Raw genomic sequence first — 18931 nt, forward strand, 5'->3', positions numbered from 1 at the left:
CATGGAAAGAGCCAAAGCGCGGATACGCTTTGGCTCTCTCTAGCGCCCGAAAAATCGGTCGGATGAATTACTTGTTGTCTTTCTCGTCGACTTCTTCGAACTCAGCGTCCATGACGTTGTCGTCTTGACCACCAGCTTGTGCGCCTTCAGCGCCCGCTTGTTGCTGTGCCATGTTCTCGTAGACTTTTTGTGTCAACTCTTGGACGACTGTCGACAATTCGTCTTTTGCAGAACGGATTGCTTCGATGTCTGTTCCTTCGAGAGCTTTTGTTACTTTTTCTTTTGCAGCTTCTGCTTTTTCTTTATCAGCGTCAGCGACTTGCTCACCGAGGTCTTTGATTGCTTTATCTGTTGCGAAGACGAGTTGGTCTGCTTCGTTGCGTAATTCGACTTCTTCTTTACGCTTGTTGTCTGCGTCCGCGTTTGCTTCTGCATCTTTGACCATTTGCTCGATGTCCGCTTCAGTCAAACCGCTTGATGATTGAATCGTGATCGACTGTTCTTTGTTCGTTCCGAGATCTTTCGCAGAAACGTTAACGATACCGTTCGCGTCGATGTCGAATTTAACTTCGATTTGTGGCACACCACGTGGTGCTGGCGGAATGTCCGTCAATTGGAAGCGACCAAGTGTTTTGTTATCTGCTGCCATTGGACGTTCCCCTTGGAGGACGTGGATGTCAACAGCTGGTTGGCTGTCTGCTGCAGTCGAGAAGACTTGTGATTTCGAAGTTGGGATCGTTGTGTTACGATCGATCAATTTCGTCATCACGCCACCCATTGTCTCGATACCGAGTGAGAGTGGAGTTACGTCGAGAAGAACGACGTCTTTAACGTCTCCTGTCAATACGCCACCTTGAACCGCTGCACCGAGGGCAACGACTTCATCCGGGTTAACCCCTTTGAACGACTCTTTACCAGTGAAGTCTTGGATTGCTTTTTGAACTGCAGGAATACGAGTCGAACCACCAACGAGGATGATTTTGTCGATTTTGTCTGGTGTCAGACCTGCATCGTTCATAGCACGGCGTGTTGGTTCCATCGTACGTTCAACGAGATCTGCTGTGAGATCGTCGAATTTCGCGCGTGAGAGCGTCATTTCCAAGTGAAGTGGACCTGATGCGCCAGCTGTGATGAACGGAAGGCTGATTTGTGTTGAAGAAACACCTGAAAGGTCTTTTTTCGCTTTTTCAGCTGCATCTTTCAAACGTTGAAGCGCCATCTTATCTTGAGCAAGATCGATGCCGTTTTCTTTTTTGAATTCTGCTACGAGATGGTCGATGATTTTTTGGTCGAAATCATCTCCACCAAGACGGCTGTCACCAGCAGTTGAAACAACTTCAAAGACGCCATCACCAAGTTCAAGAATCGACACGTCGAACGTACCGCCACCAAGGTCATAGATGAGGATCGTGTGATCTTCGCCTTTTTCGAGACCGTATGCGAGTGCTGCCGCTGTAGGCTCGTTGATGATCCGTTTTACATCAAGACCAGCAATCGTACCAGCGTCTTTTGTCGCTTGGCGTTCTGCATCGTTGAAGTAAGCAGGTACTGTGATGACAGCTTCTGTGACTTTTTCACCGAGGTAGTCTTCTGCTTGCGCTTTTAGTTTTTGAAGGATGATCGCAGAGACTTCTTGTGGTGTGTAGTCTTTGCCTTCGACTTCTACTTTATAGTCCGTACCCATATGACGCTTGATCGACATGATCGTGTTCGGGTTCGTGATCGCTTGACGTTTTGCGACTTCCCCTACTTGACGCTCGCCGTTTTTGAATGCGACGACAGATGGTGTCGTACGGTTTCCTTCTGCGTTAGCGATGACGACAGGTTCGCCACCTTCCATTACTGCAACACATGAGTTCGTTGTACCTAAGTCAATACCGATGATTTTTGCCATGATCTATTTCCTCGCTTTCAATGATTGGAATAATAAAGTGCAAGCTGGTTACTCAGCTACTTTAACCATACTCGGACGAATCACACGATCGTGCAATTTGTACCCTTTTTGGAATTCAGCGATGACGACGCCTGATTCGTGTTCTTCGCTCGCTTCTTGAACGACCGCTTGGTGTAAGTTCGGATCGAACGCTTCACCGACAGCTGGAATCTCGACGACGCCTTCATTTTGAAGCGTTTCGACGAGTTGACGTTTCACCATTTCGACACCCGTCAAGACGGATTTCGTTTCTTCGTTTTCTGTCTCGATTTGGAGCGCACGGTCCAAGTTATCGACGAGTGGCAATAGCTTTTCGACGATGGCTTGTGAAGAATACTTCGCGCGATTCTCTGCTTCGACACGGTTGCGACGTTTGAAGTTCTCAAAATCCGCACGGAGGCGTAATTCTGAAGCTTTCGCTTCTGCGAGTTGTGCTTCGAAGTCTGGTTTCTCATCTTCGACGAGATCCGCTTGGATGACTTCTTCTTCTGTGACTTCGACGGTTTCAGTCGGTTCTGTCACGTTTTCTTCTTGTTGGAGGTTTTGATTCTGTTCTTTTTCTTCCACTCTGAATCGAGCCCCTTTCTATATTCAATCCAAATTGTTCTTATGCAATTCGGTTTGGAATGCTTGAAGTAGATGGATGATCGAGTTGATTCCCCGGTTGTAATCCATCCGTTTCGGTCCGATCAAAGCGAGTGTCCCGATCGAGACACCGTCGACCGAATAATGGGCCCGGATGACGCTACAATCTTTTAATGCATCCACATTGTTCTCACTCCCGATCGTAATCAGGATTTGATTATCGAGATTCGGTCGGAGAAAATCGAGAACGGCTTCTTGCTGTTCGATCAACTCGAGAACAGGTCGTAGTTTTGCGACGTCCTGAAATTCAGGCTGATCGAACATGTTGGCTTTCCCGCCTAGATAGATGAACGGTCGCTCCTCTTGATCCGTCAAGACGAGATCAAGTGCCTTCGAAAGCAACACCGTCTGTTCAGAATGCTCTGAACGGAAGCGACGGATTTCCTCGAGCAGACGACTGCGCAAGGCTGAGAGCGGCGTACCGCGTAACGTCTGATTCAGACGTTCCATCAGCCGGCTCGCTGCTTCTTGGGACAACGCTTGATTCAATTGCAGGGTCTTGTGTTCGACATGTCCCGTCTCGGTGACGAGAACGATGACGACACGACCTTCGGCAAGAGGAATTAATTCCAGATGATGCAAGCGTTGTCCTTCTTCTTTTGGTCCAAGTACAAGCGTCGTGTAATGGGTTAAATCGCTCAACAGGTCTGCTGTGTGCCGAATCAACCGATCATTCTCATTCACGGAATGGGCAAAGAGTGATTTCAATGCCTGCGCTTCTTTTGGTGTGATGCTTTCCGGACGAATCAGATGGTCGACATAAAAACGATATCCGAGTTCGGAAGGAATCCGTCCTGCGGAAGTGTGTGGCTTTTCAATCAGACCCATCTCTTCGAGGTCCGCCATCTCGTTACGAATGGTCGCGGAACTGAACGTCACGTCGTCTCGCTTGGAGAGCGTCCGTGAGCCGACGGGTTGAGCAGTCTTGATGTAATCATCGACGATTGCACGTAAAATCAACAATTGACGATCCGTCAGCACCTTCTTCACCACCTTATTTTGTTAGCACTCACTTTTAACGAGTGCTAATTACATCTTTTACTATAAGGAATTGTCCGTCCGATGTCAACCGAATTGCGTGACCCTTTGAACAGTTTCCCATTCTGCGATACAGTGAAACAAAGAATGGAAAGGATGAATCGGATGATTGAATTATTGGCAATGGCAGGAGTCTTTGTCTGGCTGTTCATCGCGGTCATCGGAACGACTGCTTATTTTTTAAGGAAATCCAAAAAATGAAAAGAAGCGGCATTCCTCTTTATTAAGGGAACACCGCTTCCTTTCATTTATTCAAGACTCATTGAACCTGCGCTTCACCGATGAATTCTGCAAAGACTTCGTTCGCTAACGGAACACCGGCTGGCGTCAAACGGATATGTGTCTCCGTCTGTTCGACGAGACCGTTTGGCAACAAACGTTTCATGACATCACCAAACACATCTTCAAACGCTACTCCATATTTCGTCTGGAAACGTTCGAGTGATACGCCATCCTTCATTCGAAGTCCAAGGAACATCTCTTCTTCCATCCGCTCGACGTTCGTCAACGGCGTCTCTTTTCGAACCGGTAACCCTTCTGCCTTGATATAGTGCGGAATCGGTGCGATGTTCGCACGACGCGTCTGATTGATATAGCTATGTGAGCCTGCACCAAATCCGTAGTACTCATCGTTTTCCCAGTAGACGCGATTATGACGACTCTCTTTTCCTGTTTGCGCGAAGTTCGAGATCTCATACTGCGCATATCCACCTGCTTCGATCGTATCGATCATCACTTGATACATCTCTGCCTCGAGATCTTGCGTCGGTAGCGGTAACTTTCCTTTTCGCTCTTGAATCGCAAAGACCGTGTGCGGTTCTAAGATCAACGAATAGGAGGAGATATGCGTGATCGGTAATTGAAGTGCACGCGAGACGTCGTAGCGGACCTGATCGAGCGTCTGATTCGGTAAGCCGAACATCAAGTCGACGGAGATGTTATCAAACCGTTTTGCCGCTGCGTCGAGCGTCTGCGCGACTTTTGCTTCCCGGTGCGTCCGACCGATGCGTTCGAGCAAACCGTCATCAAACGATTGGACACCGAAACTGACGCGATTGACACCGCCCGCCTTCATGATATCGAGCTTCTCTTCTGATACACCGTCCGGGTTCGACTCGACTGTATACTCTAAATCATCGCCTGTCAGGGGCAACAAGTGTTTCTGGATGATTTCCATCAACCGTTGCATCTGTGGTTCATTTAAAGCGGTTGGTGTTCCGCCACCGATGAAGATCGTCTCGAGATGATCCGTCGGGTATTGTTTCAACGTCAGTTCGATTTCGCGTTCAAGCGCATCGAGGTATTCATCGACGGGCTGATTCTTTAAAAAGACTTTATTGAAATCACAGTAATAACAAATATGTTCACAAAAAGGGATGTGGACATATGCGGCGCGTATTCCCATTTCGCCTCATCCTTTCTCTATAAAAACCAAAAAGGGGACGCAAGCGCCCCCCACCTGTTTAATCTTCGTCCATGGATAGAACGGACATGAAGGCTTCTTGCGGTACCTCTACTGAGCCTACCATCTTCATGCGTTTCTTACCTTCTTTTTGCTTCTCGAGCAGCTTCCGTTTCCGAGAGATATCTCCCCCGTAACATTTCGCGAGAACGTTCTTCCGTAATGCCTTAATCGTCGAACGAGCAACGATCTTCGTTCCGACAGCGGCCTGTATCGGCACTTCGAACTGCATCCGCGGAATCAATTCTTTCAACTTATCAACGATGACTTTCCCGCGTTCGTACGCAAAGTCACGGTGAACGATGAAGCTGAGCGCATCGACGTTCTCGTTGTTGAGCAGGATGTCCATCTTGACGAGACGCGACTGTTGGTAGCCGATCAATTCATAATCAAGTGACGCATACCCTTTCGTACTCGATTTCAACTGATCGAAGAAGTCGTAGACGATCTCAGATAACGGTAACTCATACGTGATTTTGACACGTGTCGTATCGATGTATTGCATGTCAACGAATGTCCCACGCTTCTTTTGACACAACTCCATGATCGCACCGACGTAATCATTCGGTGTCATGACAGCAGCCTTAACGAACGGCTCTTCGATGAATTCGACTTTTTGCTGATCCGGCATCTTCGATGGGTTATCGACGTGCAAGACTTCACCCGCTGTCGTCGTCACGTGATAGATAACCGATGGTGCCGTCGTGATCATATCGATGTTGAATTCACGTTCGATTCGCTCCTGGATGATTTCCATGTGGAGCATCCCGAGGAATCCACAACGGAATCCGAATCCGAGTGCTTGTGATGTCTCTGGTTCGAACTCAAGCGCCGCGTCACTAAGTTGTAGTTTTTCAAGCGCTTCTCGTAAATCGTTGTATTTCGCAGCATCGATTGGATAGAGTCCACAGTATACCATCGGATTCATCTTACGGTATCCTGGCAGTGCTTCAGTAGCTGGCTGTTTCGCAAGCGTAATCGTATCCCCGACACGTACGTCGCCGACCGTTTTGATCGAAGCAGACAACGTCCCAACATCACCGACCGTCAATTCTTGCTGACGTAATGGTTTTGGTGTCGCAACGGCAAGTTCCAGAACCTCAAAGTCCTTACCTGTCGACATCATCCGAATCTTATCGCCGACTTTAACTGTTCCGTTGACGATTCGAATCGATGCTACGACACCACGGTAAGCGTCATAATAGGAGTCAAAGATCAATGCTTCGAGTGGTGCAGACGGATCACCCGTCGGCGCTGGTACTTTCTCGACGATTTGTTCGAGAATTTCTTCAATACCGATCCCTGCCTTCGCAGAAGTCGGAACGGCTTCAGATGCATCAAGTCCGATGACATCTTCGATTTCTTGACGGACGCGTTCGACATCCGCAGAAGGTAAATCGATTTTGTTAATGATCGGAAGGATTTCGAGATCGTTGTCGAGTGCTAAGTAAACGTTCGCAAGCGTCTGCGCTTCGATTCCTTGCGCCGCATCGACGACGAGGACAGCCCCTTCACAAGCTGCAAGTGAACGCGAGACTTCATATGTGAAGTCGACATGTCCAGGTGTATCAATGAGGTGAAGAATGTAATCTTCCCCATCTTTTGCTGTATACTTCAATTGAACAGCGTTGAGTTTAATCGTGATGCCACGCTCACGTTCGAGATCCATGGCATCAAGTGTCTGATCTTTCATTTCGCGCGATGTCAACGCGCCAGTTTTTTCTAAAATTCGGTCAGCGAGTGTCGACTTCCCGTGATCGATATGGGCAATGATCGAGAAGTTACGAATACTCTTCTGCCGCTTTAAACGGTCTTCATTCGTCATGTTTAGAGTCACCTTACCTTATTTTCAAACGTACATACGGTTCATTATACCAAAAAGCGCTTCACTGTACTATCTCGTTTTGTTTTACCCGAAAAACAAAATGTGAAGATTCCCTAGACGTCGTATTGCTTTTAAGAAAAACGTTTGCTACAATTGTGTTTGTTCTGTTGAACGATAACTGCAGATATGCGAATATAAATCTCGAATGAGTTTTATTGGAGGTGAATCATCCATGGCTAACATTAAATCAGCAATCAAACGCGTTAAAACAGCTGAAAAACGCCGCGTCGCTAACGTACAACGTAAATCGGCAATGCGTTCAGCGATTAAAGCAGTCGAAACTTTCGCAGCTGAAGGTAACAAAGACCAAGCGGTCCTTGCTTTCGCTACAGCTTCTAAAAAAATCGACAAAGCTGCTGCTAAAGGTCTCATCCACAGCAACAAAGCTGGTCGTGACAAATCACGTCTCGCTAAACTCGTAAACGCACTTTAATTCTTTCCGAAGAATACGGTGATGGGTCGCCACTAGGAGGTATCTCCAGTGGCGATTTTTTATATGATCTAAAATGGCGGACGAAGGACTCGTGTAAAACGATTCCTTCGTCCGCCATTTCTTGTCTTACTTGTCGTCTAGACGATCGATCATGACATAGTGAAGACCGATCCCTTCAATGAGGAACGGTTCTCCAACACGTTCCAGTCCGAGGCGCTCATAAAAAGGAAGTGCCGTGACGCGGGCGTTACACCACCATGCTGTCACTTGTCGTTCTTTCAATAGACGACGGGCTTCTTCAATCAGCGCCCGACCATACCCTTCACCACGCACGTCTTCACTCGACGCCATACCACGAAGCTGATACGTCGCTCCTGGCGCTTGTCCATGAGATTGTTCCGAGAAACTACCGATTGCGACGATTTGTTGTGCTTTTATCCCGCCGAGATGAAACGTCGATGCAAGCGCATCGTCTGGGTAGATACATGCTTCACGTGGTTGATGGGGACGTAACACATCATGCCGTAATGGGATGACCTCTTCTGCTGTAATGATCTGGACTTCCATCATCGTTTGCCTCCTCTTATAGCGTCGCTAAGCGAACAATCAACGCATCGAATAGAATCTTCTTATCACCGCGTCCTGTTTTCATACCTTCATCTGTCGTCGTGATGGCGATGAGTGCTTGCTCGAGCTGCGCAAACGTAAACCGTTTGGCAGACTGGAGTGCCAATTTGATCGCATACGGATGAGCTCCGACTTTTGATGCGATTTGTCGTTCTCCGTATCCTTGTTCTGCTAATCGTTTCGACAGCAACATCATCCGGTATTGGCGTGCCATCAGTCCAAGGAGAGCCAACACTTCCTGTCCTTGTTTTTCAAGGTCGCGAATCAAGCGGATCGCTGGTTCGAGTTGACGCTTCATCAAGTAGTCCGTTAATTGAAAGACGTTGTCCTCTAATGTCCGCGGAACAAGCAAATCGACATCCTCGATTTCGATTGTTGGTCGGTCCCCTGCAAACAACATCAACTTCTCAAGTTCATGGGCTAATGTCCCCCACATCTCAGCAGTCAAGAAAATGAGTCGCTCGATTGCTGGACGTTCCATCCGGTATCCTTTGTCGTTGACAGCATCCAGAACGAAGCGGAACAACTCTTCGGTCGTCGGTTTTTTTGCCTCTAGTACAGTCGCGCGCTCCTTCAATCGTTTGACGACGGTTTTTCGTTCATCGAGCTTTTCTGCTTCGACGATCAAGACAACCACCGCGTAGTCTGCCGGTTGTAGGATATAATCTGCTAACCGTTCGAGATTATGTTGTTTTTTATCTTTCGCTCCTGTCAGAAACGTTGCAGGTTTTGCAACGACGACACGGTAGTCGCTTAAAAAGGGTACCGTCTCCGCTTCATCGAGTACCGCATCAAGCGGTTGGTCGTTCAAATCGATTTTCATATAATCAAAGCGTTCTCCGTCCGGAAGAGCCGCTTTTACGATTTCACGTTCCCATTCTTCTAACAAGTGTCGTTCTGTTCCATATAATAAGTATAAATTCGCTAATTTTCCATTGACGAGCCAAGGAGTTTTCATCATTCCCACCACATTTCACAGTTTGTTCTTAACTTCATCATAGATAATCCTCTTTTATTCCGCTATACTAGAAGCGGAATCTATTAAGGGGGAATGCAGCATGGCACATTCAGTACGCCCACCAAGTGAAAACGCGTTCGAGAACGATATTCAATCAAAACGCAACGATGCGCTCGACTCTGCCGTTGGTTTTGGTGCATCATTCGGCTTCTTCGCAGTCTTGTTCATCATCGGTGTCGCAATTAAGTTCTTAAGTCTATAATCAGTAAAACAGCAACCTTGGGGGGTTGCTGTTTTTTTATTTTATCATAGGTTCACAGCCCGCTGAAGAACAAGTTACACTCCCGTCCTCATCCGTTCGAAAGACGATCCGATCTGTCCCGATCCGCTCAAGCACGTCCGGATGCGGATGCCCGTATCGATTTTTTCGTCCGACTGATAAGATGACAATCTTCGGATTTGTCTTCTGCAAGAGTTCTTCACCGGTCGACGTGTTCGAACCATGATGACCTGCTTTTAGAATATCGATCGGACCAATCGTTAATTCGTCCTCGATTGCTAGGCCAGCGTCACCCGTCAGTAAAACACGTTGTTTGGCAATCTGTGCAAGTAATATAATAGACCGATCGTTCTCTTCTTCTTCTCGTCCAGTCGGTGCAAGTACATGTAACCAAGGACGAATCGTTTGTCCCTTTTGAACGAACTTGACATGCGTTCCAGTTGCTTCGATCGAATGAATCAAATCGTTTCGCTTCTCATCCGTGTTGTCATACGCCCCTAAATAAATGGTTTTCACACGAACTTGACGCAGTAATCCTAGCAGTCCACCGACGTGATCGTGATCAGCATGTGTCACGATGAGACCGTCGATTTCTGCTTCTCCTCGTGTGAATAAAAAGGGCGCGACGATATGACTACCCGGATCAAACGGACGAAGCAGTGGATGCGTCGTTTGCTGATAAACACCACCTGTGTCTACGACGAACGTCTCTCCTGCTTTCTCAAGTACGATACTATCCCCTTGCCCGACATCTAAAAACGTGATTTGTTCAGGTACGTGCCACTCCGTGTAACCCCATGCCGTAAGCAAAAGGACCAATGGGAGAGCATGCCCCCACCATCTCCGTTCAGCAATGAACCAAGCGATTCCCGTTCCGACAACGACGATTGTCAAGACGATCGGAGAAAATGTTGGAACGGCAACCATTGCTAACGGCAGATGTTCCGCTAGCTGTAATGCTTGGTCCATCCATTGAATCGCGTACTGATGCGCAATCTGAAACGTCGAACTGAGCGGTAAAAATGGAAGCGTCGCAAGGAGGAACGATCCTGGCAGAATAACCCACTCAATCCAGCTACCAATTAATAAATTCAACAACGGAGACCAGATTGAAACCGTTGTTTGTTCAATCCCCTGTAAAAACAAAAGGGTTCCGAATTGTGCCCACGCACTGATAAGTAGCCAGTTCCAAGGACGACGAACCGAACCCATGAGTCGTCTCGACAGCACAAGAAACAGCGTCAGTCCGACCGTCAATTGAAATCCGATATCGTAAATGACAGTTGGTTGAATCGCTAATTGAAAAGCCGCGACCCCCGCAATGACCTCGACCGGATCTAACGGTTTGTGGAAACGACGACCGAGCAACAGAATGATCGCGACGAGCACAGCCCGAGTGACTGGAGGACTCCACTCCGTCAACCATCCGTAAATCGGCAGTAAAATCAGAACGATATCAAGTCGTTTTTCTTTTGTCATCCTGATTTTTCGTAAGACGTACAGCAGACTAAACACTAAAAAAGCGATATGTGATCCTGAGATGACGATCGCATGTAATAAGCCGAATTTCTTAAACCGTTCGAGCGTCACTTGATCCATTAATCGATCCTCACCAAATACAAGTGCTTCGACGTAGAATGCTTGCTTTTGTGGTAACAAGTCTTCTATCCGTTTCAACCATGCTTCACGTACCCGTCTTCCTTCTGCCGCATATCCAAGTGTCGGATGACAGGAATCAAACGAACGTACTTCCCACTTTCCAGCGTAACGATTCGTATGCATGAATTGCAGTTCGTCAAAACCTCCCGCATTCGATTGTTGACGGACATCGAGCGGTTCCGTATCGACGTGACAGGAGTAACCGATTCGTTCGTATCCTGTCTCATCTTCTGCAATCGTTGCCGTCAATAGAATCGATTGACCGTTGCTCTCCGCCTCATAGCGAATTCGATCCCCATTACGCTTACCTGATAAAATGTCAACAGACGAGACGTCGTGCGGTTCAGGTGACAGATGACCCATTCCGATGAATAGAAAACTCAGAATGAACAAAAAGAAAAGACGACCGATTGAAAAAGACCATGACTTCATGACAGTAAATAGCATCAGCGTCACTAACCACCAGATCGATTCTTTAATGGCGACAATGAGTAAGAGAACGAACAGCGCATGAAGTGGCATCAGTAGACGATCAGGTAGGATTTAAGCGATTCTAACGTCTTTTCCCCAAAGCCCTTTACATCTCCGAGTGATTCATACGTCGCAAATCCCCCCTTCTCCTCACGATAGGCTAAGATCGCTTCTGCTTTGGCAGGACCGATTCCCGGAACCTCCATCAACTGTTCCGCCGTTGCCGCATTGAGGTCAATCAGTCCTTTTGGTATCTCTGCTTTTGAGCGTTTCGTTGGTTTCGGCTGATCTTTCGTCTTTTTTACCGGCACGATGACTTCCTGTCCATCAATGAGACGTGCCGCGAGATTCATTTGTCGAATGTCAGCTTTCTCAGTCGTCTTTGCTTTTTCGATTGCATCCTTCACTCGATCACCGAGGTGAAATTGATAGGGTCCAGGTGCTTCTACCGCCCCTTTCACATCGACCATGATGAGTTTGTCACGAATCGAGGTATCTTTTTCTGCTGGCTCTGCTTTTGCCTCTTGTTGTTTATCCGTTAAGGACGGTTGATCGACCATCGCTTCATTCGAACAAGAGGGTAATGGTACGAACAATAAAATGATGAGTAGCAGGACGACGACGAGACCTGCGATCTGTTGCAAACGTGGAACGGTCAAGACGAATCCCTCCTTTTTCCACGACTCTAACAGGTCGCTACGGACTTCAGGAAACGAAGGAATACGTACTAACCACTCTTTTACAACATGATACGGTGTGTTATGTCGGATAAAGGTCATATCATCCATACCGTTACTTTGAATTAGCATCTGTTTGACGAACAAAAAATCCGTCTTCTTCAAGCAACACGAACGTGTATCGCTTAAAGAAGACGGATGAGATCACTTTTACATTTTTTCAGCAACGAAGAAAATCCGCTCGGCTGTCTCAGAAGGAGCATCCGGTCCAAAATCGCCTGTGACCGCAAGAACCCGGAATCCGGCGTCGCGTAACCACGTCACGTACTGTGCTGGAGGATACGTCCGCTGATGATGCGTTTCATCGACACGCTCATAGCGACCGTCCTCTTCCTCGATGAAGAAAGTCAGTTCATGGACGACAGAAAGCGGTGCTTCACCAGGATCCGCGAACCAGATATACGAACTTTGCTCCGCATGTGTCGCATATGTCTTTCCATTGAACAATGTTTCCATCTTGTATGGAGAGTGTGTATCAAACAAGAGACGTCCACCCTCTTTGAGGATTGCTGCTACATGTGTAAACGTCTGTTTGACATCCTCTTCCGTCCGGAGATAGTTCAAGGAGTCGCATAGGATCGTCGCGGCATCGACAGGTGTCGGCAATTCGATTTCGCGCATGTCTTGCGCCCAGAATTGAATGCGTAATCCCTCTTCCATCGCTTTTTCCTGCGCGACTTCGAGCATCTCTTCCGATAAATCGATTCCGAGCATCTCATAGTGTGCCGCTAATGCAAGCGTCGCCGTACCCGTTCCACATCCGATATCAGCAATCGTACTGCCAGTCGGAACGTATGCTTTGACCCAGTCGACCCATTGATCGTACGGGACGTCTTGCATCAATTCATCATAGATGTAGGCGAACTGTTCGTATGCCATTAGTTGACCTCGACTTCAACCTTTGGAGCATCTGCCCAGAGTTTTTCGAGATTATAGTAATCACGATCGTCACGGTGGAAGACGTGAACGACGACGTTTTCAAGATCCGCTAACACCCAACGTGCCGCATCGAATCCTTCGAGACGTTTGATCGGCAGGTTATGTTCGTGCGCGACTTCTTTGAGTTCACGTGCGATTGCCTGTACTTGTTTTTCTGAATTCCCTTCACAGATGACGAAGTAGTCGGCAACTGGTGAGATGCTCGACATATTCAGGACGACGATATCTTCAGCGCGTTTATCGTCGATGGCATTTACGATTAATTGTAATTCTTGTTCGACTGTCATAGGACGGTCCCCTTTCGTTTGGCCGCGACGAAGGCATTATAAGTCTCAATCGTTCGCGGAAAGATGATGGCTTGTTTTTTACATAAAAAATGAATCGTCTGACTGAGTGTTGCAATGACGGCGTCCGTCAAATCCTGCTCCGCTACTTCACGAAGCGCTTCGACACCTGGATAACTACGATTTGGTTCAATCGCATCCGCGACGAAGATGATTTGATCGAGCAACGGCATACCGGGTGCCCCCGTCGTATGATTTGCGATGGCCTGATAAATTACATCTGAATCAAGACCAAGTTCTCGACGGACAAGCTCCGCACCTACTGGCGCATGAAGCAGTTCGTCATCATAATCGAGTAAAACCCGTTGATTCAATTCAACGGCAATCGAACGCATCTCATTCGTATCGCGGTATTTCGCATAATCATGAAGCATAGCAGCAAGTGTTGCTTCTTCTTCGTCAACACCATATTTAAGAGCTAAGTGTCGCGCTGTTTCGACGACACCTAATGTATGCACATAGCGTCGCTCAGGCAACGTACGCTCAATGATTTGACGTGCTTCTTCAAGGCGCATATAGATTCCACTCCTCAATCCGTTGTCGAACGGCTTCCGGTACAAGGTAGCGAATGCTCCGTCCGCGCGCGACCCGTTGCCGGATATCCGTCGAAGAAATTTCTAGCAATGGCATATCGACCGCTTTCACACGGGCACCGCGCGGAATCAGATACCGACTGCCCGGTCGAGCGACGGCACCAAAGACGACTTCCTTGTATAACCGTTCGGCTTGATACCACGTATCGAGACTCACGAGTGAGTCTGCTCCAACGAGAAACAGAAACTCATGCTCCGGGTACCGGTGCTTGAGTGCACGAATCGTATCATACGTATAAGAAGGCTCTTCGCGCTCAAACTCGATTGCTGAGACGGAAAAAGCAGGATTCAATGCAATTGCTTCTTCTACAAGGCGTAAACGCTTGGTTGCGTCTGTGACTGTACGTTGTTTATGCGGTGGCACATTCGCTGGTACGAACCAGACCGCATCGAGTTCGAGTTGTTCCTGCGCTTGTTCGGCAATCAGGAGATGACCGATATGCGGAGGATCGAACGTTCCGCCCATCAGTCCGATTTTCATCGTGGCAATTCGAGCGTCTTGTTCTCTTTTGATTCTTTATAGAGAACGATGACTTTTCCGATGACTTGAACGAGTTCAGCATTCGTTCCTGCGACGAGTTCTTGTGCGACATCCTTTGGTGCGTCCGCACAATTTTGCAATACTTGTACTTTCAAGAGTTCCCGTTTTTCGAGCGCATCCATCAAATCAGCGCACATCGCTTCGCCGACTCCATTTTTACCGACTTGGAAAATCGGGTTTAAGTCATGAGCTGTCGCGCGTAAAAAACGTTTTTGTTTACCTGTTAACATGATTAAAATTCCTCCAATTGCTTTCGTATCACCTGCTCGCCAAGTGCAAGGTCAGGTGCTTGTCCGGTGAAGCGTTCAAATGCTTCAGCCGCTTGTAAGACGAACATCGGGACGCCGTCAAGTGTGTCGAGACCTTTTTCGGTCGCTTCACGCAATAGACGGGTCGGCGTCGGTCGATAAATAATATCACAAATCAAGGCGTGCGTCTCCGTCAATTCGATCGGACGTGCCTCGATATGTGGCGCCATCCCGACAGAAGTCGTATTGATGATGACGTCGTAACTCGTTAAATCAAATGTTTCTTGCCATGGTAGAACGGTTGCTCCGAATTCATCGGCAACTGCCTTAGAGCGTTCTTCTGTACGATTCGTGATCGTCACATCTCCGGGCAACGCAGCAATGATGCCTCGCGCCGCACCGCCCGCACCAAGAACGAGCGTCTTTTGAAATGACGGACGACGTTCTATCAATGCGCGGACGAATCCGATTCCATCTGTATTCGCACCAATCAACTGCCCATCCTGCCGATATACCGTATTCACAGCGCCTGCTTTTTGAGCTGCCGGCTCTAGCCGATCCAGATACGGGATAATTGCTGTTTTATGTGGAATCGTCACATTGATTCCGTCTAGCTGATGTGTGCGTAATTTTGTAATGATTTGCGGCAATTGCTGCTCCGTTACATCGATGAGGTCATAACAGCCGAAAAGCCCAGCCGCTTCCAGCCAAGCTGTATGCAGCTCAGGTGAAAGTGAATGGGCAATCGGATGACCGATGACGGCAAAGCGCATCAGACGAGCGCCTCACGTAAGGATACAGCGACACCTTTCGGGGCATAAGCAGCGACACGTCCACCTTTTCCGTGAACCGCAACCCACCCGAGTCCACTGAAGACGATATCCGTCTTCATGTTGTCGCGGAGGCTGAATTCATGACGGACAAGCGGCGGTAGCATCTCCCGCGTCTTTTCGTTTGGCGGAGACAACAGCTCACCGTTGTGGTTCGCGTATAAATCGTCTGCTTTTTCAAGCTTCGTCCGGTGAACTTTCAATTCGTTCGACATGTAGATGACGAATGAACGCTTGTTCCCTTCCATATAGTCCAATCGTGCAAGACCTCCGAAGAAGAGTGTCTGTTGCGGATGGATTTGGAAGACTTGTGGCTTGATCTCTTTTTTCGGTGTGATCAGCTTCAAGTCCTTTGCATCAACATAGTGAGCCATCTGGTGATGATTGATGATCCCCGGTGTATCATACAGGTTACAGTTATCGTCGAGTGGAATGTCGATCAAGTCTAGTGTCGTTCCTGGGAAGTGACTGACCGTGATGACGGCTTCATCTTCTTCACCGAAGCGTTTGATGACTTGGTTGATCAGTGTCGATTTCCCGACGTTCGTACAACCAACGACATAGACGTCGCGACCTTTTCGATAATAATCGATTTTTTCAGCGAGTTCATCGACTCCGTGCCCTTTTTTCGCACTGATCAGATGAACGTCGACTGGACGTAATCCAAGTTCTTTCGATGCTTGACGCATCCAGTTCATGAGGCGGTTCGGGTTGAGTGACTTCGGTAATAAATCGGCTTTGTTCCCGACGAGTAAGACATCGTTTTTACCGACGAACCGATGTAAGCCCGGTAACCAACTTCCATTAAAATCGAAGATATCAACGATTTTAACGACAAGTGCATCTTTTTGACCGATTCCGTCTAAAATTTTAACGAAATCATCGTCCGATAACGATACATCTTGAATTTGATTGTAGTGCTTTAATTTAAAGCAACGTTGGCAAATGACCATTTCACGATCAAGTGCAGATTTAGGTGCGTATCCTGGTGCTTTCGTGTCTTCCGTTTGAATGGCGACACCACAGCCAGCGCAGTGGATTTCTTCGATCATATTATGTTGAGCCGCATGCGGGAACGATATCCCTTCTCTTTTCACCGTAGCGCCCTGCTCGCTACTCCAAGAGCGTAACTTCCGACCTCTCGCCGTACATGTTGCGACTGCTGCCTTCCCTTTCATCTACCGATCTGACAGGGTTATTGTTGCTTATCCTGACGAAGTGTTTCGATCGGATGCTCCAGTGCAGAAGGATCTTCCTTGACGCGTTGTGTCAATTTATAGATTCCTTTGCGTTTCATCCGGCGGAAAATGACACGTTCCATCAGGCGATTGAATTTCGTGACGACACCGTCCGTCTTAACGACAGGTTGAACGTGGATGACTTCGATTCCAACGGAGTTTGCACCGAGTACATCCGTGAAGAGTTGGTCTCCTAAGAAGACAACTTCCTTCGCGTGATAACCGAATTCCGTCAATGCCCGTTTAAACCCGATAGGAAGCGGTTTTCGAGCTGGCGCAATATAATGCAATCCGAGTGGATCCGCGAACTTCTTGACGCGGTCTCCGTTATTGTTCGATACGATGATGACGTCGAAACCATATTGATTATTCACCATATCCAGCCAAGCAACCAATTCGTCTGGAGCATCTGCGATATTCCATGCGACGAGCGTATTATCAAGATCGGTCAAAATCGCTTTGACACCGTTTCGTTTGAGCATTTCAAGGTCGATATCGTAGATCGAAGCCACGAAATGTTTCGGATAAAGTCGTTTGAACAAGAATAAAACCTCCAGATAATGGTCTAGCTCTATAGTTAAGTTTAAGAAACAGTTATGCTCTTATCGTTCGATTATAGCACAATCAGGTAGTAAGAGCGACGCACAAAAGAAAACGGAAGGCGGACCTTCCGTTTTCTTAATAATACCGAATCCACAAATAGAGTTGGGATAGAATCAACGTTACGATCGTGATCGGTGCTCCGTAAATCAAAAAGCGCATATAGGTGAATTTTTCACCTTGTCGTGTCGCGAGACCCGCGACGATGACGTTCGCCGATGCACCGATCAATGTCCCGTTACCACCGAGACAGGCACCGAGTGCGAGGGACCACCATAATACGTCCACTTTCGCATCTGCTGGTGATAATCCAATTCCAGCAGCTACATCATTGATGAGTGGAATCATCGTCGCAACGAACGGGATATTATCGATCGTCGCACTGGCGATACCAGACAACCAAAGAACAGCAGTCGCTGTCGTCTGAATGTCACCGCCTGTCAGATCAATCGTCTTTTCAGCAAGGTAGCGAATGATACCTGCTTCTTGAATCCCGCCGACGAGCACGAATAGTCCAGCGAAGAAGAAGATCGTCGTCCATTCAACACGAGCAAAGATTCCTTCTAGCTGATGATCGTTTTCAATCGTCAGCAACATCAGGATTGTCGCTCCAAGAATCGCGATCGCCGGTGCTTCGAGATGGAGTCCGATGCGATCAAGCACCGGATGCAGTACGAACAGCGCAATCGTACTGACGAGGACGATACTGCTTCGTGCGACCAATTTTCGACTGACGATATAACTCTTCTCATCGATTTCCATCAGTTTCTGCCGATCTTCCGCTTCAACATGTAGTTGCTTCCGGAAGACGAAGTAAAGAATGCCGATCGTTACGACCGTGATGACGAGGATGATTGGTGCGAGATTCACTAAAAAGGCATTGAACGTCAAGTGTGGATTCGCAGCACCAATCATGATGTTCGGTGGATCCCCGATCAACGTTGCTGTTCCACCGATATTCGCAAATAGGACTTCTGCGAGCAAGAATGGAAACGGCGCGATCTTCAGTATCTTCGTAATCGAAAACGTGATTGGAACGATCAATAGAACCGTCGTGACGTTATCAAGGAATGCAGATCCGAGTGCTGTCAATGCGGACAGTAAAACCAATACCTTGATCGGATCACCTTTTGTCGTCTTCGCAGCGCGGATCGCGATGTATTCGAACAAGCCAGATTGATTGGCAATCGTGACGAGAATCATCATCCCAATCAATAAGACGATTGTTCCCCACTCGATATATTCAAACAATGCAGTCTCGAGATCCACAATGCCGATGATGACCATCGCGAGCGCTCCAAGTAAGGCAACGATTGCTCGACTAATTTTTTCACTGATGATGAAGCCATAGGTCACTAAAAAAATAATGAGTGCGATATACGTTTGGACCTGCGTACTTCCGATTTCTGCTAATGCCAGTGCCGGCATGATTCATTCCTCCTAAATGTAAGGAGACGCCCATAACGGGCG

Annotated in this window: 20 protein-coding genes; 2 read left to right on the plus strand and 18 right to left on the minus strand. The window is 47.7% G+C overall.

Annotated elements, in window-relative coordinates; translation table 11 throughout:
• Positions 1–67: 67 nt before the first annotated feature.
• From dnaK to lepA, 5 genes are all read right to left on the minus strand, one after another.
• The gene (dnaK, locus tag EXG77_RS12125) at positions 68–1894 is read right to left on the minus strand and encodes a molecular chaperone DnaK (RefSeq protein ID WP_035398411.1); all 1827 of its coding nucleotides are present in this window, start codon (positions 1892–1894) and stop codon (positions 68–70) included.
• Positions 1895–1942: 48 nt separating this feature from the next.
• Entirely contained in the window at positions 1943–2500 is a 558-nt protein-coding gene (gene grpE / locus EXG77_RS12130; protein ID WP_023467440.1) for a nucleotide exchange factor GrpE, read from the minus strand.
• Positions 2501–2524: 24 nt separating this feature from the next.
• Positions 2525–3559 (minus strand): heat-inducible transcriptional repressor HrcA, encoded by a 1035-nt coding sequence (hrcA, locus tag EXG77_RS12135; RefSeq protein ID WP_023467439.1) that lies wholly within the window; start codon positions 3557–3559, stop codon positions 2525–2527.
• Between the two features lie 316 nt (positions 3560–3875).
• Complete coding sequence (hemW, locus tag EXG77_RS12140; RefSeq protein WP_035398414.1) at positions 3876–5021, minus strand: radical SAM family heme chaperone HemW; 1146 nt, start codon at positions 5019–5021, stop codon at positions 3876–3878.
• A gap of 58 nt (positions 5022–5079) precedes the next feature.
• Entirely contained in the window at positions 5080–6903 is a 1824-nt protein-coding gene (gene lepA / locus EXG77_RS12145) for a translation elongation factor 4 (protein ID WP_023467435.1), read from the minus strand.
• A gap of 232 nt (positions 6904–7135) precedes the next feature.
• Between lepA and rpsT the strand changes: the two genes are divergently transcribed.
• Positions 7136–7396, plus strand: a complete 261-nt coding sequence (rpsT, locus tag EXG77_RS12150; protein ID WP_023467434.1) for a 30S ribosomal protein S20 — start codon at positions 7136–7138, stop codon at positions 7394–7396.
• 126 nt (positions 7397–7522) lie between these two features.
• Here rpsT and EXG77_RS12155 read toward each other — a convergent pair whose 3' ends face one another.
• Together EXG77_RS12155 and holA are read right to left on the minus strand one after the other, a co-directional pair.
• Positions 7523–7966: a GNAT family N-acetyltransferase gene (locus EXG77_RS12155; protein ID WP_035398416.1), complete on the minus strand. Its 444-nt coding sequence runs from the start codon at positions 7964–7966 to the stop codon at positions 7523–7525.
• Between the two features lie 13 nt (positions 7967–7979).
• The gene (holA, locus tag EXG77_RS12160; RefSeq protein WP_231681748.1) at positions 7980–8984 is read right to left on the minus strand and encodes a DNA polymerase III subunit delta; all 1005 of its coding nucleotides are present in this window, start codon (positions 8982–8984) and stop codon (positions 7980–7982) included.
• A gap of 97 nt (positions 8985–9081) precedes the next feature.
• On the opposite strand from holA, the gene EXG77_RS12165 reads away from it, so the two are divergent.
• Positions 9082–9243 carry a YqzM family protein gene (locus tag EXG77_RS12165; RefSeq protein ID WP_023467431.1) on the plus strand — a complete coding sequence of 54 codons (162 nt, stop codon included), beginning with the start codon at positions 9082–9084 and terminating at the stop codon, positions 9241–9243.
• Between the two features lie 36 nt (positions 9244–9279).
• Here the strand turns inward: EXG77_RS12165 and EXG77_RS12170 are convergent, their stop codons facing one another.
• From EXG77_RS12170 to EXG77_RS12220, 11 genes are all read right to left on the minus strand, one after another.
• Positions 9280–11442: a DNA internalization-related competence protein ComEC/Rec2 gene (locus EXG77_RS12170; protein ID WP_035398418.1), complete on the minus strand. Its 2163-nt coding sequence runs from the start codon at positions 11440–11442 to the stop codon at positions 9280–9282.
• The gene (locus EXG77_RS12175) at positions 11442–12050 is read right to left on the minus strand and encodes a helix-hairpin-helix domain-containing protein (protein ID WP_023467429.1); all 609 of its coding nucleotides are present in this window, start codon (positions 12048–12050) and stop codon (positions 11442–11444) included. The genes EXG77_RS12170 and EXG77_RS12175 overlap by 1 nt, the downstream gene beginning before the upstream one ends.
• A gap of 228 nt (positions 12051–12278) precedes the next feature.
• Entirely contained in the window at positions 12279–13007 is a 729-nt protein-coding gene (locus tag EXG77_RS12180; RefSeq protein WP_023467428.1) for a class I SAM-dependent methyltransferase, read from the minus strand.
• Positions 13007–13354, minus strand: a complete 348-nt coding sequence (gene rsfS, locus EXG77_RS12185; RefSeq protein ID WP_023467427.1) for a ribosome silencing factor — start codon at positions 13352–13354, stop codon at positions 13007–13009. The genes EXG77_RS12180 and rsfS overlap by 1 nt, the downstream gene beginning before the upstream one ends.
• Positions 13351–13926, minus strand: coding sequence for a bis(5'-nucleosyl)-tetraphosphatase (symmetrical) YqeK (gene yqeK, locus EXG77_RS12190; RefSeq protein WP_023467426.1), 576 nt, complete (start codon positions 13924–13926; stop codon positions 13351–13353). The genes rsfS and yqeK overlap by 4 nt, the downstream gene beginning before the upstream one ends.
• Positions 13916–14485: a nicotinate-nucleotide adenylyltransferase gene (gene nadD, locus EXG77_RS12195; RefSeq protein ID WP_023467425.1), complete on the minus strand. Its 570-nt coding sequence runs from the start codon at positions 14483–14485 to the stop codon at positions 13916–13918. The genes yqeK and nadD overlap by 11 nt, the downstream gene beginning before the upstream one ends.
• The gene (yhbY, locus tag EXG77_RS12200; RefSeq protein WP_023467424.1) at positions 14482–14775 is read right to left on the minus strand and encodes a ribosome assembly RNA-binding protein YhbY; all 294 of its coding nucleotides are present in this window, start codon (positions 14773–14775) and stop codon (positions 14482–14484) included. Before yhbY ends, nadD begins: the two co-directional genes overlap by 4 nt.
• Before the next feature lie 2 nt (positions 14776–14777).
• Positions 14778–15566, minus strand: a complete 789-nt coding sequence (aroE, locus tag EXG77_RS12205) for a shikimate dehydrogenase (protein WP_035398421.1) — start codon at positions 15564–15566, stop codon at positions 14778–14780.
• On the minus strand, positions 15566–16675 hold the full coding sequence (gene yqeH, locus EXG77_RS12210) for a ribosome biogenesis GTPase YqeH (RefSeq protein WP_023467421.1): 1110 nt from the start codon (positions 16673–16675) through the stop codon (positions 15566–15568). The genes aroE and yqeH overlap by 1 nt, the downstream gene beginning before the upstream one ends.
• 143 nt (positions 16676–16818) lie before the next feature.
• The gene (locus EXG77_RS12215) at positions 16819–17403 is read right to left on the minus strand and encodes a YqeG family HAD IIIA-type phosphatase (protein WP_023467420.1); all 585 of its coding nucleotides are present in this window, start codon (positions 17401–17403) and stop codon (positions 16819–16821) included.
• Positions 17404–17539: 136 nt separating this feature from the next.
• Positions 17540–18889, minus strand: coding sequence for an ArsB/NhaD family transporter (locus EXG77_RS12220; RefSeq protein ID WP_023467419.1), 1350 nt, complete (start codon positions 18887–18889; stop codon positions 17540–17542).
• Positions 18890–18931: the final 42 nt, after the last annotated feature.

The sequence above is a fragment of the Exiguobacterium sp. OS-77 genome (genome assembly GCF_000414195.2).
In the GTDB taxonomy this organism is placed as follows: domain Bacteria; phylum Bacillota; class Bacilli; order Exiguobacteriales; family Exiguobacteriaceae; genus Exiguobacterium_A; species Exiguobacterium_A indicum.

What these genes read in the sequence shown, in the direction of transcription:
- EXG77_RS12165 (WP_023467431.1), top strand. Translation starts at nt 9,082, where the DNA reads ATGGCACATTCAGTACGCCCACCAAGTGAAAACGCGTTCGAGAACGAT.
- EXG77_RS12155 (WP_035398416.1), bottom strand. Translation starts at nt 7,966, where the DNA reads ATGATGGAAGTCCAGATCATTACAGCAGAAGAGGTCATCCCATTACGG.
- yqeK (WP_023467426.1), bottom strand. Translation starts at nt 13,926, where the DNA reads ATGCGCCTTGAAGAAGCACGTCAAATCATTGAGCGTACGTTGCCTGAG.
- yqeH (WP_023467421.1), bottom strand. Translation starts at nt 16,675, where the DNA reads ATGATCGAAGAAATCCACTGCGCTGGCTGTGGTGTCGCCATTCAAACG.
- hemW (WP_035398414.1), bottom strand. Translation starts at nt 5,021, where the DNA reads ATGGGAATACGCGCCGCATATGTCCACATCCCTTTTTGTGAACATATT.
- EXG77_RS12180 (WP_023467428.1), bottom strand. Translation starts at nt 13,007, where the DNA reads ATGGCATACGAACAGTTCGCCTACATCTATGATGAATTGATGCAAGAC.
- rsfS (WP_023467427.1), bottom strand. Translation starts at nt 13,354, where the DNA reads ATGACAGTCGAACAAGAATTACAATTAATCGTAAATGCCATCGACGAT.
- holA (WP_231681748.1), bottom strand. Translation starts at nt 8,984, where the DNA reads ATGATGAAAACTCCTTGGCTCGTCAATGGAAAATTAGCGAATTTATAC.
- lepA (WP_023467435.1), bottom strand. Translation starts at nt 6,903, where the DNA reads ATGACGAATGAAGACCGTTTAAAGCGGCAGAAGAGTATTCGTAACTTC.
- rpsT (WP_023467434.1), top strand. Translation starts at nt 7,136, where the DNA reads ATGGCTAACATTAAATCAGCAATCAAACGCGTTAAAACAGCTGAAAAA.
- dnaK (WP_035398411.1), bottom strand. Translation starts at nt 1,894, where the DNA reads ATGGCAAAAATCATCGGTATTGACTTAGGTACAACGAACTCATGTGTT.
- yhbY (WP_023467424.1), bottom strand. Translation starts at nt 14,775, where the DNA reads ATGTTAACAGGTAAACAAAAACGTTTTTTACGCGCGACAGCTCATGAC.
- nadD (WP_023467425.1), bottom strand. Translation starts at nt 14,485, where the DNA reads ATGAAAATCGGACTGATGGGCGGAACGTTCGATCCTCCGCATATCGGT.
- aroE (WP_035398421.1), bottom strand. Translation starts at nt 15,566, where the DNA reads ATGCGCTTTGCCGTCATCGGTCATCCGATTGCCCATTCACTTTCACCT.
- EXG77_RS12220 (WP_023467419.1), bottom strand. Translation starts at nt 18,889, where the DNA reads ATGCCGGCACTGGCATTAGCAGAAATCGGAAGTACGCAGGTCCAAACG.
- EXG77_RS12170 (WP_035398418.1), bottom strand. Translation starts at nt 11,442, where the DNA reads ATGCCACTTCATGCGCTGTTCGTTCTCTTACTCATTGTCGCCATTAAA.